This is a genomic window from Nocardia sp. NPDC047654, from assembly GCF_043205035.1.
In the GTDB taxonomy this organism is placed as follows: domain Bacteria; phylum Actinomycetota; class Actinomycetes; order Mycobacteriales; family Mycobacteriaceae; genus Nocardia.
Genome location: NZ_JBIDDF010000001.1, coordinates 532,830 through 549,848, shown reverse-complemented (window position 1 = coordinate 549,848; position 17,019 = coordinate 532,830). Strand labels below are relative to the sequence as shown.

Sequence of the window (17,019 nt, the reverse complement as noted above, 5' to 3'; positions counted from 1 at the left end):
TAATGGAGATAGCCGGGCTGCTGAACAGCGGCGGGCGCCCCCCGGTGCAGAGGATTATCACCACGGCGACAAGGAGGCAGCCCCATGCCTACCATCACTTCCCTCTCCCCGACTTCAGGACCGACCACGGGGGGAACCAACGTCACGATCACGGGTACCGGATTCACCGGCCCCATGACCGTCCGGTTCGGTAACACCGCGACCACTTTCACCATCAACTCTCCGACGCAGATCACGGCGATAGCTCCCGCCGGATCGGTAGGTACGGTGCAGGTCACCGTGACCAACTCGGACGGAACGAGCAACGGGGTCGCATACACCTATGTACCGGTCCCCGCGCTGAACAGCATAAATCCCAATCAGGGCTCCACCGGGGGCGGTACGACGGTCACCCTCACCGGGTCGGGCTTCACGGGCGCCACCGCCGTCAACTTCGGTAGCACACCGGCGACTTCGTTCACCGTCAACTCCGACACGCAGATCACGGCTGTCGCACCCGCCGGAACGGGGATCGTGCCGGTCACGGTGACCGGACCGGGTGGCACCAGCGGTGCGGTGCCGTTCATCTACGTCGTCGTACCCACCATCACCGCGATTTCGCCGACCGCAGGGCCCGCCTCGGGCGGTAACACGGTCACGATCACCGGCACGGGATTCACCGGCCCATTGACTGTCCGGTTCGGCAATACCGCAACCATATTCACGGTCAATTCCCCCACTCAGATCACCGCCGTCGCGCCACCCGGAACGGGGAGCGTACAGGTGACGGTCACCGGCTCGGGCGGAACCAGCAACGGCGTCACCTACACCTACGCCGGTGTCCCCGCGCTGACCAGCCTCGCACCCAACACCGGACCGACAACCGGCGGAACCACGGTCGTCATCACCGGAACAGGCCTGTCGACTGCCACATCGGTCAGTTTCGGTGGCACACCGGCGACCTCGTTCACCGTCAACTCCGATACCCAGATCACCGCCGTCGCACCGGCCGGCACGGGAACCGTGCAGGTCACCGTCACGACACCCGGCGGAACCAGCAACGGCCTCCCCTTCACCTACGTTGCGGTGCCCGCCATCACCACGTTGGTGCCGAACACCGGTCCGGTCACCGGGGGAACGACGGTCGTCATCACGGGAACGAATCTGACCGGAGCGACGGCGGTCAGTTTCGGTGGCACACCGGCGACCTCGTTCACTGTCAACTCGGCTACCCAGATCACGGCGGTCGCGCCGGCGGGGACCGGGACCGTGCAGGTCACCGTCACGACACCCGGCGGAACCAGCAACGGGCTCGCCTACACCTACATCGCGGTCCCCGCGCTGACCACGGTGGTCCCGAACATAGGACCGGTCACCGGCGGGACGACGGTCGTCATCACCGGCACCGGGCTCACCGGAGCGACCGCGGTGAACTTCGGCGCCACACCGGCAGCCTCGTTCACCGTCAACTCCGCAACCCAGATCACCGCCGTCGCACCGGCGGGAACCGGGACCGTGCAACTCACCGTCACTACCGCGGGCGGAACCAGTAACGGCGTCGCCTACACCTACGTCGCGGTGCCCGCCATCACCACGGTGGTTCCGAGCGTGGGACCGGTCACCGGCGGAACGACGGTCGTCATCACCGGCACCGGGCTCACCGGAACAACCGCGGTGAACTTCGGCGCCACACCGGCGACCTCGTTCGTCGTCGTCTCCGACACCCAAGTCGTCGCCGTCGCACCGGCGGGAACGGGGACCGTGGGAGTTACCGTCACCACCGGAGGCGGAACCAGTAACAGCGTCGCCTACACCTACGTCGCACTGCCCACCGTCACCGCGGTGGTGCCGAACGCGGGCGTGGAAGCAGGCGGCACGACGGTCGTCATCACCGGCACCGGGTTGACCGGAGCGACCGCGGTGAACTTCGGCGCCACACCGGCGACCTCGTTCACCGTCAACTCCGCGACCCAGATCACCGCCGTCGCGCCAGCGGGAACCGGGACCGTGCAACTCACCGTCACCACCCCGGGCGGAACCAGCAGCGGCGTCGCCTACACCTACATTCCGGTACCCGCCGTCACCGCGGTGGTGCCGAATGTGGGCCCGGCGACCGGTGGCACGACGGTGATCATCACCGGCACCGGGTTGACCGGAGCGACCGCGGTGAATTTCGGCGCCACACCGGCGACCTCGTTCACCGTCAACTCCGCGACCCAGATCACGGCCATCGTTCCGGCGGGAACCGGCACCGTGCAGCTCACCGTCACCACCCCCGGCGGAACCAGCAATGGCGTGGCCTACACCTACATCGCGGTGCCCACTCTCGTCGCCGCGGTGCCGAATGTGGGTACGGAATCGGGCGGCACAACCGTCGTCCTCACCGGGACGGGACTGACCGGAACAACCGCGGTGAACTTCGGCGCCACACCGGCGACCTCGTTCACGGTCAACTCCGCCACCCAGATCACCGCCGTCGCACCGGCGGGAACCGGGACCGTGCAAGTCACCGCGACCACGGCCGGTGGAACCAGCAACGGCCTGGCCTACACCTACATCCCGGTACCCACGCTTACCACGGACGTGCCGAATGTGGGCCCGGTGTCGGGAGGGACGATCGTCGTACTCACCGGGACGGGTCTGTCCACCACATCCGCGGTGAACTTCGGCGGCACACCGGCGACCTCGTTCATCGTCGGTTCCGACACGCAGATCACGGCCGTCGCACCGGCGGGAACCGGGACCGTGCAAGTCACCGCGACCACGGCGGGTGGAACCAGTAACGGCGTGGCCTACACCTACGTCGCGCTTCCCACCCTCGTCACGGCGGTACCGAATCTGGGTTCGGTCTCCGGCGGCACGACCGTCGTCCTCACCGGAACAAATCTGAGCGGCACCACGGCGGTCGACTTCGGCGCCACACCGGCGACCTCGTTCACCGTCGACTCCCCCACCCAGATCACCGCCGTCGCACCGGCGGGGACCGGCATCGTGCAGATCACCGCCACCACTCCGGGCGGGACCACCAACGGCGTGCTCTACACCTACGTCGCGGTTCCCACCTTGACCACGGCGGTGCCGAATCTGGGCTCGGCATCGGGCGGCACAACCGTCGTCCTCACCGGCACGGGACTGACCGGAGTCACGGCCGTCGATTTCGGTGGTACACCGGCGACTTCGTTCACCGTCGACTCCGCCACCCAGATCACCGCCGTCGCACCGGCGGGAACCGGGACCGTGCAAGTCACCGCGACCACCGCGGGTGGAACCAGTAACGGCGTGGCCTACACCTACGTCGCGCTTCCCACCCTGACCACGGCGCTGCCGAGCGTCGGACCGGCCTCGGGCGGCACGACGGTCGTTCTCACCGGAACCGACCTGACCGGAACGACAGCGGTGAACTTCGGCGCCACACCGGCGACCTCGTTCACCGTCGACTCCGCCACCCAGGTCACCGCGGTCGCGCCCGCGGGTACCGGAATCGTGCAGGTCACCGCCACCACCCCCGGTGGGACCAGCAACGGCGTCGCCTACACCTATCTCGCGGCGCCCAGCCTGACCACCTTGCTTCCGAACGTCGGTCTGGAAGCGGGCGGAACCGTTGTCGTCATCACCGGGACTGATCTGACCGGCACCACGGCGGTCGACTTCGGCGGCACGCCGGCGACCTCGTTCACGATCAACTCACCGACGCAGATCACCGCCGTAGCGCCCGCCGGGACCGGTACGGTGCAAGTCACCGCCACCACCTCCGGCGGAACCAGCAACGGCCTCGCTTACACCTACATCGCGGTTCCGGCACTCGCGGTCGTGCTTCCGAATGTAGGACCGGCGGCCGGTGGAACGACAGTCGTCCTCACCGGGACGAACCTGACAGGCACCACCTCCGTCGAATTCGGAGGCACACCGGCAACTTCGTTCACCGTCGATTCCGCAACGCAGATCACCGCCGTCACTCCCGCCGGAACGGGAACAGTGCAAATCACCGCGACCAGCTCCGGAGGAACCAGTAATGGTCTCCCATTCATCTACATCTGACGGCTGATGCGGCTGGGCCGTCGGCGCGCTTTTGCCGGCGGCCCAGTTTCGTTGCGGTTGAGCCAATACACAGAGTCTCCGTCACCGTCGACGGAGGCTGCAGGGGTAAGGGGGTTTCCGTTGGCGACCGTACTGAAGATGCTGCTAGCGGAGCGGCATCTGAAAAGTCATCCAGATTTTCTCGTCGCGTACGACCGCTGCGCGGCGCAGCTGGACCCGCCCATTCCCCCAGGGCATGGGCCGGCGAAAGCGCAGTACTACCAGTGGTTGTCCGGTCGCATGATCGGCCTTCCGCGCGACTATCACTGCCGGGTGCTCGAGCGGATGTTTCCCGGCTGGACGGTTGAAGGATTGTTCCAGATGGCCAACTCGACACCGGACGGCATGGGATCGCTCGGGCCGGGTTATTCCGGCACCGATGTCCGGCTCGAGGCTTTTCTCGGGATGGAGACGAGCACCAGGGGAACCACTCTGGTGTACCCGTCGTTCGAGCTGACCAGGTCGTCCGTGGACGCACTGCGGGCGGCGGGGATCTCCCGGCGGCGAGTATTCGGGAAGCAGGAGGGCGGTTTCCCGGATCGTCCCGTGGATATCCCCTCCGTGGTGGCGGAAAGCGATTTCCGGGGGCTGCTGTACATGTTCTCGTTGCTTCAGCGCCACACCAGTATTCGGGCCGAGGTCCGCAGCGACCGCTACCTGGTCACCCATTACGACCGTCCGTACATCAGCTTCGGGCTGGGCGGCAACAACTGCACCCGGTTGTATCCGCATCTCGTCGACAACCCGCTGTTCACCATCCATGACAGCGGCGCAGAGGACGGCTCCGCGGCGGTGCGTCTGGAGTTGACCGACGGCAGCCGGTACGACTCGAACGACGACCGGAATATCGGCATCGTCGCGCGAGTACGACCGAGCGCGGATCAGCATCCCGATCGTTATTGGATCTATTGCGGCGGTTTGCGGCCACGCGGCACCGCCGGAGCGGGCTGGTATCTCGCCAACTCGTGGCTTTCCCTCCAGCACCGTGTCGGGGATCGCGAATTCGTCGCGGTCGTCGGCGTGGACGAATATTCGGACCGGATGACCAGTTTGGAACATTTGCTGATCGCTGCGCCCGAGAGGAAATGAAAGGCACGCACACCCGTCGGCCCGGACAGTCCCGACAACGGCTGTCCGGGCCGCGCGGTCCGAGCACGAGGCAGGAGGACACCGTTGCACCATCGGCCGATATCGATTCGGGCGGTACGCTCTCCCGTGCCGCGGCACCGCGAAGTCCCGATCTGGGTCCTTCCCGTCTGGGCGCGAGAACCTATCAGTAACCGGCGGGCAACGCCGCCAGCATGTCCCGTGTCACGGCGACGGCATTATCGGAACTGCCGCCTTTGACCAGCAGGGTGGCGAAGGCGATATCGCCACGGTAACCGACGAACCAGGAGTGCGACCCGCCGTCCACTTCGGCCTCGCCGGTCTTGCCGTAGACCGCGCCTTGATCGGCGATCCGCTCGGCCGTGCCGCCCACGACCACCTTGCGCATCATCGCGCGCAATCCTTCGACGACGTCGGGAGCCAGCGCCGGGCGGTCACCGTCGATCTGTGTGGGGCGCCCCGCGATCAGGTAGGGCACGGGCGCCGAGCCGTGCGCGATGGTCGCCGCCATGAGCGCCATGCCGAACGGGCTGACCACCACTCTGCCCTGACCGATGCCGTCCTCGGTGCGCTGGATCAGGTCGTCGGAGGGCGGCACCGAGCCGGAGGCCGTCGGCAGCCCCACCACCGAATAGACGGGTCCGACACCGAGCTTCGCCGCGGCCTCGTGCAACGCCGGGCCGGGCAGCTCACTGGCGAGTTCGGCGAACGAGGTGTTGCAGGACCTCTCGTAGGCGGTCGACATCGGCACATCGCCGACGGTGAACAGGTTGTAGTTGGGGATGGTCCGCTCGCCGATGACGATTCGGCTCGGACACGGCAGCACCGTGTCCGGCGTCGCGAGGCCGTTCGACATGGCCGCGGCCGCGGTCACCGTCTTGAACACCGAACCGGGCGGGTACTGGCCGATCGTCGCGAGGGGACCGTCCCGGTCGGCGGCCCTGTTCTGCGCGACCGCCAGAATCGCGCCGGTGGACGGGCGCAGCACCACCATCATGGTCTGCTCGGTACGCGGCCGCACGGCGAGCTGGGCGGCGTTCTGCACGTTGCGGTCGATGCTGAGCGAGAACGACGGCGCGGGCTGGGAGGGCACTTCCATCAGCACATCGGTGTCGGCGCCGTTGGAGTTCATGGTGACCACGCTCCACCCCGCCTTGCCGTCCACCTCCGCGATCACCGTCTTGCGCACCTGGGTCAGCAGATCGGGCGCGAATTCCCGATCGGTGGCGACCAGATCCCACTGCTGGGTCAGCGTGACACCGGGCAGCCCGATGAGATCGGTGGTCACCTGGCCGGATTCGGTCTCGTTGAGCAGCGCGACCGTGTACGCGCCCTTGGCCGCCTTCGCCTCGTCGAGGATGGACTGCGGCGTCAGCGACCTGTCGAAGCGGTGCAGCTCGGCGGCCAGCGTGGTGGCCACGGACGCGGGGTCGGCGGCGTCGGCCGCGACGAACGTGACCCGGGAAACCTTGCCGGGCACCATGACGTCGCTGCCGGACTGCTCGTTGACCCGCGCCCGCGGCGGCGGGTTGGTCCGTAACGCCATGGTCTGGGTGTCGCCGAGTTTGGGGTGGATGTCGGAGGACGTCCAGCGAACCATCCAACGCCCGTTGCTGCGGCCCATCTGCAGCTGGCCCGTGTACTTCCAGATCCGGTTCTTGGGCAGCCGCCACTCGTAGGTGTAGTCGACGGTCGCGGTGTCCCCGGTCACGCGCGCCGCCCCGGTGCGCGCGGTGAGCTGTTCGGCCTGAAGCTGATCCCACGCGGAACGCAACGCGTCGCTCGCCTTCTCCGGCAGGTTGGTGAGTTGCGCGGCAGCGCTCACCCGATGCTCGGCGAACGCTTTGACGAAGGCGTCGGCGGCGGGAACAGGCCCCTGCGGTTCGCTCGCACAACCGGCGGCGGCCACTGTGAAGGCCGCGACGGCGAGCGAGAGGAGCGTCCGAGTCGACATCGGCACCGATCGTAATAGTCACTGACGGGCAAATGCCTGCGGCACTCCGGAATTCGCCGCGCCCACGGGCGCGTTCAGTCGACCAGGACGGTGGCGAAGGTCGCGATCTGGCGAAACCCGACCCTGCTGTAGGCGCGGCGGGCGATCGCGTTGTAATCGTTCACGTACAGGCTCGCGGTGCGGCCGGAAGCGACCACCGCGTTGGCGACCGCCGAGGTGCCCGCGGTGCCACGGCCCTTCCCCCGATGATCCGGATGCACCCAGACTCCCTGGATCTGGCCCGTGCGCCGGGACAGTGATCCGACCTCGGCTTTGAAGACCACTTCCCCGTCCTCGAAACGGGCCCAGGCACGGCCGGATTCGATCAGGCTCTGGATGCGGCGGCGATAGCCGCGGCCGCCGTCCCCCGCGCGCGGATCGACGCCGACCTCCTCGATGAACATCGCGATCGCGGCCGAGAGGTAGCGATCGAGTTCGTCGCGGCGCACCCGGCGGACCTCCTGGTCGGGGGTGGACAGCGGCGGCTGGGCCAGCGCTAGCAGTGGCTGTTCCCCGCGTAGCTCCCGCTCCGGGCCCCAGTGTCCGGACAGCATCTCCCACAGCGGCAATGCCAGTTCTCTGCGCCCCACCACCGAGGAACAGATCCGAGGCCAGCGGATCGCCCGATCGGCGAACGCGCGCAACGCGTCACGATCACCCAGCAACGGCACCAGATTCGCGCCCGAGAAACACAGCGACTCGGCGGGACCACCTCTGCTCCAGAGCTCACCCTGCCCACACCGGCTGTCCAGGCCGAATTCCTGCAACCGGGCGGCGACCATGCACGAGGCCACCGGATCGGCATCCAGCACACGCAGCACCTGAGCAAGATCTCGATTAGCGAGCTGCCGCGCAGGGGCGTATTTGGCCCGTCGCGCCGGCTCCAGCAGACTCCGCACGATGACAGCCTGCCACGAACCGGCGCGATGCGGTATGGCTATGCCGAAAGCCCTGGTGAGCGGCGCTCAGCTGACGGTGACGACCGGTTCGCCCGCGACCGCGTCCTCGCCCATCTCCTCGGCGATGCGCAGCGCCTCTTCGATGAGCGTCTCGACGATCTTCGCCTCCGGGACGGTCTTGATAACCTCGCCCTTGACGAAGATCTGGCCCTTGCCATTGCCGGAGGCCACACCCAGATCGGCCTCGCGCGCCTCGCCGGGTCCGTTCACCACGCAGCCCATGACGGCCACCCGCAGCGGCACCGTCATGCCCTCCAGGCCAGCGGTCACCTCGTTGGCCAGCGTGTACACGTCGACCTGGGCGCGCCCGCACGACGGGCAGGACACGATCTCCAGCTTGCGCGGGCGCAGGTTCAGCGATTGCAGGATCTGCCCGCCGACCTTGACCTCCTCGGCGGGCGGCGCGGACAGCGACACACGGATCGTGTCGCCGATGCCCTCGGACAACAGCGCGCCGAACGCGACCGCCGACTTGATCGTGCCCTGGAACGCCGGGCCCGCCTCGGTGACGCCGAGGTGCAGCGGGTAATCACACTGCGCGGCCAGCTGACGGTAGGCCTCCACCATGATCACCGGGTCGTTGTGCTTGACCGAGATCTTGATGTCGCCGAACCCGTGCTCCTCGAACAGGCTCGCCTCCCACAGCGCCGACTCCACCAGAGCCTCCGGGGTGGCCTTGCCGTACTTCTCCATCATCCGCTTGTCCAGCGAACCGGCGTTGACGCCGATGCGGATCGGGATGCCCGCGGCGCCCGCGGCCTTGGCGACCTCCGCGACCCGGCCGTCGAACTCCTTGATGTTGCCGGGGTTGACGCGCACCGCCGCGCATCCGGCGTCGATCGCCGCGAAGATGTAGCGCGGCTGGAAGTGGATGTCGGCGATCACCGGAATCTGGGATTTCGCCGCGATCGTGGCCAGCGCGTCCGCGTCCTCCTGACGCGGGCAGGCCACCCGCACGATGTCGCACCCCGACGCGGTGAGCTCCGCGATCTGCTGCAGGGTGGCGTTCACATCGTGCGTCTTGGTCGTGGTCATGGACTGCACCGAGATCGGGTGATCACTGCCCACCCCGACGTTGCCCACCATCAACTGGCGGGTTCTACGCCGGGGAGCGAGCACCGCAGCGGGCGCGGTCGGCATCCCCAATCCGATTGTGCTGGTCACCTTCGGCTGCCTACTTTCGTCGTGTCCGGCCGGTTGGTGCCGAGTCTAGCCTTGGCGCACGACGCCCACCTTGTGACAGCAACGACAAGGCTTCCCCGGTTGACCGCGCCAGACTACGTCGCGAGCCGCACCGCCCGGCCGTCGGCCCCGGTCAGAACAGCTTGATCGGGTTGACGATGTCGGCGGCCAGGGTGAGCAGCATGTAGGCGCCGCCGATCACCACGACCACGTACGTGGCGGGCATCAACTTCAGGTAGTTCACCGGCGCACCGGGCGCGAGCCCCTTCCAGCCGCGGATGGTGTTGCGGATCTTCTCGTAGATCACCACCGCGATGTGGCCGCCGTCCAGCGGCAGCAACGGCAGCAGGTTGAAGATGCCGAGGAAGAAGTTCAGGCTGGCCAGCACCAGGATGAACATGTCCCACAGGCCGCGCTCCGCGGTCTCGCCACCGATCTTGCTGGCGCCGTACACGCTGACCGGGGTTTCCGGATCCCGTTCACCGCCGGTGACCGCGTCCCACAGCGAGGACACCTTCGCAGGCATCTCGGTCAGCGAGTCCACCGTGCGCACGAACATGTCCCCGGTGAACGTAGCCGCGGCGGGAACGGCGCCCAGCACGTCGTATTGCACACGTCCGTAGCGTTCCGGCGCCACGCCGATGGCTCCGACTTCGCGGCCCGCGCCACCGCCCTCGGGGTAGCGGATGACCCGCTCCGGGGTCACGGGAATGCTGAGAGTGCGGCCGTCCCGCTCGACGACGTAGGTGAACGGGCCCGTCTGCTTCTGCGTCTCGGCCTGGAACTGACGCCAGGTGTCCACCTTGACGCCGTTCACCTCTTTGACGATGTCGCCGCGCTGCAATCCGGCGCGCTGCGCGGGGCCGGTGCCGGTGCACGGTTCGCTCGAGCCGTCCGGCTTGCCCTGCGGCACGCAGCTCATCTCGCCCAGCGCGGTGGCCGGGGGTTCCTTCAGGTTCGGCAGTCCCCAGCCGATGGCGAGCACCACGATCAGGAGGAAGCCGAGGACGAAGTTCATCGCGATGCCGCCGGACATCACGACCAGCCGCTTCCAGGTGGCCTGGCGGTACATGGCGCGGTCGAGTTCTTCCGGGCGCAGTTCGTCTAGCGCCGTCATACCCGCGATGTCGCAGAAACCGCCGAGCGGAAGCGCCTTGAGGCCGTATTCGGTCTCACCGCGGCGGAACGAGAAGATCTTCGGTCCGAATCCGATGAAATACCGCCGCACCTTCATGCCGGTCGCCTGGGCGGTCCACATGTGCCCACATTCGTGCAGCGCGATCGACACGGTGATGCCCAGCGCGAACAGCACGAATCCCAACGCGAACACCATTTGCTCTACAGCCCTCCTGCGTTTGCGCAGCTCGAATATCCCGCACGCACGCGTCCGCTCCTGGCCGCGAGCACTCTGATCACCCTAACCGGACAAAGTCGTGTCCTGTGTGTTCAGTGTGCCAGGACGCCGTCGCTTCGCGCGTCCGATCCGGCGCGCGACGGTGTCAGCCGCGCACCCGGGCGGCGGCGAACTCCCGCGCCCAGGTGTCCGCGGCGAGCACGTCGTCGAGCGAATCCGGCTCGGCGCGCCACTGCTCGGCGGCCTCCACCGCGGCGGCCACCGTGCCGACGATCTGCGGGAAGCGGATGGCGCCGTCCAGGAAAGCTTGCACCGCGACCTCGTTGGCGGCGTTGTAGACGGCGGTGACGCTGCCTCCCGCCTGCCCGGCCGCACGGGCCAGCTCGACCGCGGGGAAGACACCGTTGTCGACCGGTTCGAACGTCCAGGTGGAGGCGGTGCCGAAATCGCAGGCGGCGGCCGCGCCCGGCACCCGGTCCGGCCAGCCGAGCGCCAGCGCGATGGGCAGCTTCATGTCCGGCGGGCTGGCCTGGGCGAGCGTGGAGCCGTCGGTGAAGGTGACCATCGAGTGCACGATCGACTGGGGGTGCACGGTGACGTCGATGCGGTCGTAGGGAATCCCGAACAGCAGGTGGGTCTCGATCAGCTCGAGCCCCTTGTTCACCAGCGAGGCCGAGTTCAGGGTGTTCATCAAGCCCATCGACCAGGTGGGATGAGCCTTGGCCTCGGCGGGCCCGACCGACTCGAGCATGTCGGCGGTCCAGCCGCGGAACGGGCCGCCGGACGCGGTCAGCACCAGCCGGTCGACCTCGTCGGCGCGGCCGCCGCGCAGGCACTGCGCCAGCGCGGAATGTTCCGAGTCCACCGGGACGATCTGCCCGGGGGCGGCGGCGCGTGTGACCAGGGAACCGCCGGCCACCAGGGATTCCTTGTTCGCCAGGGCGAGGCGGGTACCCGACTGGAGGGTGGCCAGCGTCGGTGCCAGCCCGAGCGAACCGACCAGGGCGTTGAGCACGACGTCCGCCTCGGTGCGGCGCACCAGCTCGGTCACCGCTCCCGGGCCGCCCAGCGGCAGGTCCAGCCGCTGGGCAGCGGCCGGATCGGCGACGGCGACATTGCGCGTGCCCGTGGCGGCCATCTGGGCGGCGAGCAGCTCGGTGTTGCCGCCGCGCGCGGCGAGTCCGACCACCTCGAAGCGGTCGGGATTGGCGGCGATCACCTCGAGCGCTTGGGTGCCAATGGATCCGGTGCTGCCCAGGAGCAGGACTCTCACGATGTCGGACACGACTTCATTGTGTCCTACCGCCGGAACGCGTCCGACGGGGCGCGGGCCGACTTACAACGACGCGCCGTCGTATGTCACGATATGCGGCAGCAGCTCATCGAGTGCGTACCGGAATCGCGGTACAAGGAACAGCTAAGGAGCGATCGTGGCCGCCACGGAACTCGAACACGCCGACACCGAGCGCGTCGTCACTCGCGTGGATCCCGCCGAAGTTCCCTCCGCCGCCTGGGGTTGGAGCGGCGAGTCGCGTCGCACCTTCCGGATCGCGGGCTGGATCGTCGCGCTGATCCTGCTGGCCATGCTGGTCGGCAACCACAGCGGCAAGATCGAGGACATCTTCCTGGTCGGCTTCGCCGCCCTGATCGCGGGCATCCTGATCCGCGATTCGCTGCTGCAGCGCAAGCCGCGCTAGTTCTCCATCCGGAAAGTCTTCTCGCACAACTTCATTCGTCCTGTACCGCGCGCCGGCAGCCGGTACCGTGTGCGTCCGAGGTCCGCGTCCCAGCCGGGTCGCGGACCTCTGTTCTCTCTGTCCGCACAACCCTTAGGACGCAATGATCAAGACCTGTTCGGCCGCCCTGCTCGCCGCGAGCGCGTTCGGTTCGCTGCTGTTGCTGCCCGCCGCGCCCGCGCACGCCCAGTCACCGGCGTGCGGCGCGGCCATCGACGCGATCAACGCCGCCATCGACGAATCGGGCGGGAATCTGGACCCGACCGTGCAGCAGTCGCTGGCCACCAAGCTCTCGGCCATCGAGGCCGAAGGCGCGGAGAAGGAGGCCATCGCCGCCTACGCCCACGCCCTCACCGATGACAAGGTCGCGAACATGGACGCCGCGACCGACGAACTGAACCGGGTGTGCAAGAGCTGATCGCCGGGCGGCGCGGACCGGCCGGGGTTCGCGCCGCCACCCCCTGAGCACGAATCGGCTAGCGCCCGCGGCGCCGCGCGGGTTTCTTCGCGGCAGGAGCCGCACGACCGACCGTCTTCTTGGCCGGTGACTTCTTCCGTGGCTCGTTCTGGTCGGCGCGGGCGGCGGCTCGTGAGCTTCGCTCGGAGCGGCCGCGCACGACACCGATGAAATCCTCGACCGGATCGGTGGTGCGATCGGCGGGCCAGGCCAGCGCGATTTCGGTATCCGGGACGTCGAGCATCGTGCGATAGACGAGGTCGCGGCGATGGTGCAGGCGAGCCAGCGAGTGCGGCACGATGGCCGCGCCCCCGGCCGCGGCGACGAGTTCCAGCGCGCCGCCGACCGCGTCGAGGTCCGAGGTGTCCTGCACATGCTCGTCGGCCAGGTCGTTCATGCGTACCTCGTCGAACACCGAGAGCGGGTGTTCCTTCTGCACCACGACGACGGGAACCTCCCGATAGAGCGGGATCGCGCTCATGCCTTCGCGATCAACCGGCAGCCGGACGAAGCACATGTCGACGCGCCCCTCCCGCAGGGCCGACTCCTGTTCCGCCTGCGCCAGCGCGATCACCTCGAGCGGGGTGCCGGGGAAGCGCTCGGCCCAGATCCGGGTCCATTTGGACACCGTGACGCCCGGCACGAATCCCACCCGCAGGGCGGCCGGAGCCTCCGGCTGTCGCGCCGCGGACTCGGTCCGGCCGATGATCTCACGCGCCTGCTCCAGCAACTCCCGTCCGTCGTCGGTGAGCCGGGTCGGTTGCGCACCGGGGACGAAAAGCTTTGTGCCGAGTTCGTTTTCCAAGTCGGTGACGGTATGGCTCAGCTTCTGACGCGAGATGTGCAGCGATTTCGCCGCGCGCGCGAAGTGCAACTCCTGCGCGACCGCGACGAACCAGCGCAGGCGCACGACATCGATCGACTCCAACCGGCTCATTCGTGGAAGCGTATGTCACCAGGCGTGTGGGCCCGCTCGCGCCGCCGGATAGACGGCTGCCCCGCATACGCGGCCGCGCCCGTCCAGCGGCCGTCCCGCCTCCGTGTGGGTGAGGCGGGGCTGCGGACGAATCCATCCGGCGGCGCCCGTTAGGCTGTTGCGGTGAGCCCGGACAAGAAACCGCAGACGATGAAGCCGTTGACGGCGGCGAACAAACTCGGCATCTACCTTCCGGCCGCGCCCGAGGAGTTCCGCAACGCGCCGATCTCTCGCGCTCAGCTGGACGCGCTGCGCAACGATCCCCCCGAGTGGCTCACCGAACTGCGCCGCACCGGCCCGTTTCCCCGCGATGTGGTGGCCCGCAAGCTCGGCGTCTCCAACACCGGCTTGACCCGCGCCGAGGTCTCCGACCACCTCACCGCCGACGAGATCGACGTCCTGCTCGCCGACCCGCCGGAATGGCTCGTGCGCGAGCGTGAGAACTATGCGGCGGTCCGCGCGGAGGATGCCCGTATCAAGGCGAAAGAGGCCGAACGCCGCGCCGCCACCAACCGCCCGGCGAAGAACCGCGGCTAGCGGGTCCACCCCACACCGGCCGTCGAGAAGGACACTCCAGACCCCGCTACCGGCTGGCGCGAGCCTGTGCGCGGCCGACGCGGCCGCTCACGCGGTCCCATCGGCCTGCGAGCCTCTGGTGTCTCAGTGCTCAGCGGCCAGCTGCCCGCAGGCGGCGGCGATTTCCTGGCCGCGGGTGTCGCGGACCGTGCAGGGCACGCCCTGGGCGTTGACGCGGCGGACGAACTCCTGCTCGACCGGTTTGGGGCTGGCGTCCCACTTGGACCCGGGGGTGGGGTTGAGCGGGATGACGTTGACGTGCACGCGGGAGCCGAGCGCCTTGTGCAGCTTCTCGCCCAGCATGTCCGCGCGCCACGGGTGGTCGTTGATATCGCGGATGAGCGCGTACTCGACCGAGACGCGGCGGCCGGTCTTGTCCGCGTAGTAGCGGGCCGCGTCGAGTACCTCGGCGACCGGCCAGCGATTGTTGACCGGGACGAGGGTGTCGCGCAGTTCGTCGTCGGGCGTGTGCAGGGAGACCGCGAGCGTGACCGACAATCCCTCGTCGGCCAGCTTGCGGATGGCCGGAGCGAGCCCGACGGTCGAGACCACGACGTTGCGCTGGGAGATGCCCAGGCCGTCCGGCGTGGGCGAGGTGATCCGGCGGACCGCCGCGACCACCCGCTTGTAATTGGCCAGCGGCTCGCCCATGCCCATGAAGACGATGTTGGACAGCCTGCCGGGCCCACCCGCCACTTCGCCGTCCCGCAGCGCCGCGGCCGCGGCCCGCACCTGGTCGACGATCTCGGCGGTGGACAGGTTGCGGTCGAGCCCGCCCTGACCGGTGGCGCAGAACGGGCACGCCATGCCGCAACCGGCCTGGCTGGAAATGCACAAGGTCGCGCGGTCCGGGTAGCGCATCAGGACGCTTTCCAGCAGCGTCCCGTCGCCCGCGCGCCACAATGTCTTGCGGGTCTCCCCCTCGTCGCACGCCACGTGCTTGACCACGCTCAACAACGGCGGGAACAGCGCCTCGCCGATCTTCTCCCGCACCGCGGCCGGCAGATCGGTCATCCGCGCCGGATCGGCCTGCAATCGCGCGTAGTACTGGCGCGCGATCTGATCGGCGCGGAATTTCGGCAGGCCCAGTTCCTCGACGGCCACGCGCCTACCCTCGGCATCGAGGTCGGCGAGATGCCGAGGCGGCATGCCACGGCGCGGAGCGTCGAAAACCAGGGGCAAGGAGACGGTCATAGTTGCTCCATTCTCCCATCCGCCGGAACTCCCCGGGCACTCGCCCACAGTCGGACAGCCCGACATGCCCGGTTGGTCGCCGGGAAATGCCTGCGGCCGCGATATCTGTCGGCCATGATCGAGATATGTCCACGCACCCCGAATACCCGACGGAGCCGGACCCGGACCTGTCGCAGCGCCGATACACAACGCCGCCGGGCGCCCCGCCTGCCGCCCCTGTCAAGAAATCGCTGTCCTCACGCACGGGTTACGCCTGGAGCGGGCTCGTCACCGGCGTCTTGATCCTGGTCCTGTTGCTGATCTTCATCCTGCAGAACTTGGAGCAGATCCAGGTGCACTTCTTCTTCTGGGACTTCTCGCTGCCGCTCGGGGTCACCGTGCTGCTGTCGGTGATCGGCGGCGCACTCCTCATGGCCTCGGTGGGCGGCGTTCGCATCCTGCAACTGCGCAAGGCGGCCAAGCAGGGCTGACGCACCCGATCACAGCAGCGTCGACAGCACCAACCAGGAGACGAACGCCGAAGGAAGCATGGAGTCGAGGCGGTCCATGATGCCCCCGTGACCCGGCAGCAGGGTGCCCATGTCCTTGATGCCGAGTTCGCGCTTGATCTGCGATTCGATCAGATCACCGCAGGTGGCCACCAGCACCAGGCCGACGCCGAGCACGACGCCGATCATCGAGTTCGCCTCCAGCAGCAGCGTCACCGTGAGCAGACCGCCGATCACGCTGAACACCAGCGAACCGGCGAAACCCTCCCACGACTTCTTCGGGCTGATCGAGGGCACCATCGGATGCTTGCCGAACAGCACACCCGCCACGTAGCCGCCGACATCGGAGCAGACCACCAGGATCATGAAGGTCAGCACCCGCAGGTTGCCGTCCGGCTCGAGCAACAGCAGCGTGGCGAACGAGGCCAGCAAGGGGATCCAGGCCAGCGTGAACACCGTGATGGCCGTGTCGCGCAGGAAGTTTCGCGGCGCGGTCCGCAAGCCGTGATCGAACAGCCGCCACACCATGCAGATCAGCGTGGTGGCGGCGAACGCGCCCGCGACGCCGCTGGCCCCGTACGGCCAGCCCAGCCAGAACACCGCCTGGCCACCCGCGATCAGCGGAACCCGCGGGACGAGCACGTCGGCCTCGCGCAGCCGCTTGGCGACCTCCCAGGTGGCCACGCCGACCCCGGCCGCCGCGACGCCGATGAACACTTTCGGCACGAACAGCAGGATCGCGATCAGCGAAAGTCCCAGACCGAAGCCGACGGTCAGCGCGGCGGGCAGATTCCGGCCCGCGCGCGAACCTTTCGACGCGGGAGCGGGTTCGGATGCCGCGGGACTGCGTAACGGTTCATGACCGGACGCACCAGCGTCGTGCGGGTGCTGTCGCATCGCATCGGCTGTCCCGTTCACCGGCGGCTCCTCTGCCGCACCGG

14 protein-coding genes are annotated in these 17,019 nt (G+C 68.3%); 6 read left to right on the top strand and 8 right to left on the bottom strand.

Annotation, left to right across the window (positions count from 1 at the left end; all coding sequences use genetic code 11):
- Positions 1–84: 84 nt before the first annotated feature.
- On the top strand, positions 85–4,017 hold the full coding sequence (locus ACGF7Y_RS02520) for a beta strand repeat-containing protein (RefSeq protein ID WP_393228473.1): 3,933 nt from the start codon (positions 85–87) through the stop codon (positions 4,015–4,017).
- Positions 4,018–4,023: 6 nt separating this feature from the next.
- Complete coding sequence (locus ACGF7Y_RS02515) at positions 4,024–5,145, top strand: hypothetical protein (protein ID WP_393228471.1); 1,122 nt, start codon at positions 4,024–4,026, stop codon at positions 5,143–5,145.
- Positions 5,146–5,329: 184 nt separating this feature from the next.
- Here the strand turns inward: ACGF7Y_RS02515 and ACGF7Y_RS02510 are convergent, their stop codons facing one another.
- The 5 genes from ACGF7Y_RS02510 to dxr all read right to left on the bottom strand — a co-directional run bounded on the left by ACGF7Y_RS02510 (position 5,330) and on the right by dxr (position 11,936).
- The gene (locus ACGF7Y_RS02510; RefSeq protein ID WP_393228469.1) at positions 5,330–7,117 is read right to left on the bottom strand and encodes a penicillin-binding transpeptidase domain-containing protein; all 1,788 of its coding nucleotides are present in this window, start codon (positions 7,115–7,117) and stop codon (positions 5,330–5,332) included.
- A 74-nt stretch (positions 7,118–7,191) separates the two neighbouring features.
- Positions 7,192–8,055 (bottom strand): GNAT family N-acetyltransferase, encoded by an 864-nt coding sequence (locus ACGF7Y_RS02505; RefSeq protein ID WP_084466757.1) that lies wholly within the window; start codon positions 8,053–8,055, stop codon positions 7,192–7,194.
- 66 nt (positions 8,056–8,121) lie between these two features.
- The gene (gene ispG, locus ACGF7Y_RS02500; RefSeq protein ID WP_393228466.1) at positions 8,122–9,279 is read right to left on the bottom strand and encodes a flavodoxin-dependent (E)-4-hydroxy-3-methylbut-2-enyl-diphosphate synthase; all 1,158 of its coding nucleotides are present in this window, start codon (positions 9,277–9,279) and stop codon (positions 8,122–8,124) included.
- Positions 9,280–9,430: 151 nt separating this feature from the next.
- Positions 9,431–10,630 (bottom strand): M50 family metallopeptidase, encoded by a 1,200-nt coding sequence (locus ACGF7Y_RS02495; protein WP_393228464.1) that lies wholly within the window; start codon positions 10,628–10,630, stop codon positions 9,431–9,433.
- A 166-nt stretch (positions 10,631–10,796) separates the two neighbouring features.
- A complete protein-coding gene (gene dxr, locus ACGF7Y_RS02490) occupies positions 10,797–11,936 on the bottom strand; it encodes a 1-deoxy-D-xylulose-5-phosphate reductoisomerase (RefSeq protein ID WP_393228462.1) in 1,140 nt (379 codons plus the stop codon).
- Positions 11,937–12,081: 145 nt separating this feature from the next.
- On the opposite strand from dxr, the gene ACGF7Y_RS02485 reads away from it, so the two are divergent.
- Together ACGF7Y_RS02485 and ACGF7Y_RS02480 are read left to right on the top strand one after the other, a co-directional pair.
- Positions 12,082–12,348, top strand: a complete 267-nt coding sequence (locus ACGF7Y_RS02485) for a DUF2631 domain-containing protein (RefSeq protein ID WP_040868261.1) — start codon at positions 12,082–12,084, stop codon at positions 12,346–12,348.
- 142 nt (positions 12,349–12,490) lie between these two features.
- Positions 12,491–12,805, top strand: coding sequence for a hypothetical protein (locus ACGF7Y_RS02480; protein ID WP_393228460.1), 315 nt, complete (start codon positions 12,491–12,493; stop codon positions 12,803–12,805).
- A 58-nt stretch (positions 12,806–12,863) separates the two neighbouring features.
- Here ACGF7Y_RS02480 and ACGF7Y_RS02475 read toward each other — a convergent pair whose 3' ends face one another.
- Positions 12,864–13,781 carry a LysR family transcriptional regulator gene (locus ACGF7Y_RS02475; protein ID WP_393228458.1) on the bottom strand — a complete coding sequence of 306 codons (918 nt, stop codon included), beginning with the start codon at positions 13,779–13,781 and terminating at the stop codon, positions 12,864–12,866.
- A gap of 162 nt (positions 13,782–13,943) precedes the next feature.
- Here ACGF7Y_RS02475 and ACGF7Y_RS02470 point away from each other — a divergent pair, with 162 nt between their 5' ends.
- The gene (locus ACGF7Y_RS02470; RefSeq protein WP_393228456.1) at positions 13,944–14,357 is read left to right on the top strand and encodes a DUF5997 family protein; all 414 of its coding nucleotides are present in this window, start codon (positions 13,944–13,946) and stop codon (positions 14,355–14,357) included.
- A gap of 123 nt (positions 14,358–14,480) precedes the next feature.
- On the opposite strand, the gene rlmN is transcribed toward ACGF7Y_RS02470, so the two are convergent.
- Positions 14,481–15,590 (bottom strand): 23S rRNA (adenine(2503)-C(2))-methyltransferase RlmN, encoded by a 1,110-nt coding sequence (rlmN, locus tag ACGF7Y_RS02465; RefSeq protein WP_393228454.1) that lies wholly within the window; start codon positions 15,588–15,590, stop codon positions 14,481–14,483.
- A gap of 125 nt (positions 15,591–15,715) precedes the next feature.
- On the opposite strand from rlmN, the gene ACGF7Y_RS02460 reads away from it, so the two are divergent.
- On the top strand, positions 15,716–16,060 hold the full coding sequence (locus tag ACGF7Y_RS02460) for a lipopolysaccharide assembly LapA domain-containing protein (RefSeq protein WP_393228452.1): 345 nt from the start codon (positions 15,716–15,718) through the stop codon (positions 16,058–16,060).
- Between the two features lie 9 nt (positions 16,061–16,069).
- On the opposite strand, the gene ACGF7Y_RS02455 is transcribed toward ACGF7Y_RS02460, so the two are convergent.
- Positions 16,070–16,975 (bottom strand): phosphatidate cytidylyltransferase, encoded by a 906-nt coding sequence (locus ACGF7Y_RS02455; protein WP_393230881.1) that lies wholly within the window; start codon positions 16,973–16,975, stop codon positions 16,070–16,072.
- Positions 16,976–17,019 lie beyond the last annotated feature (44 nt).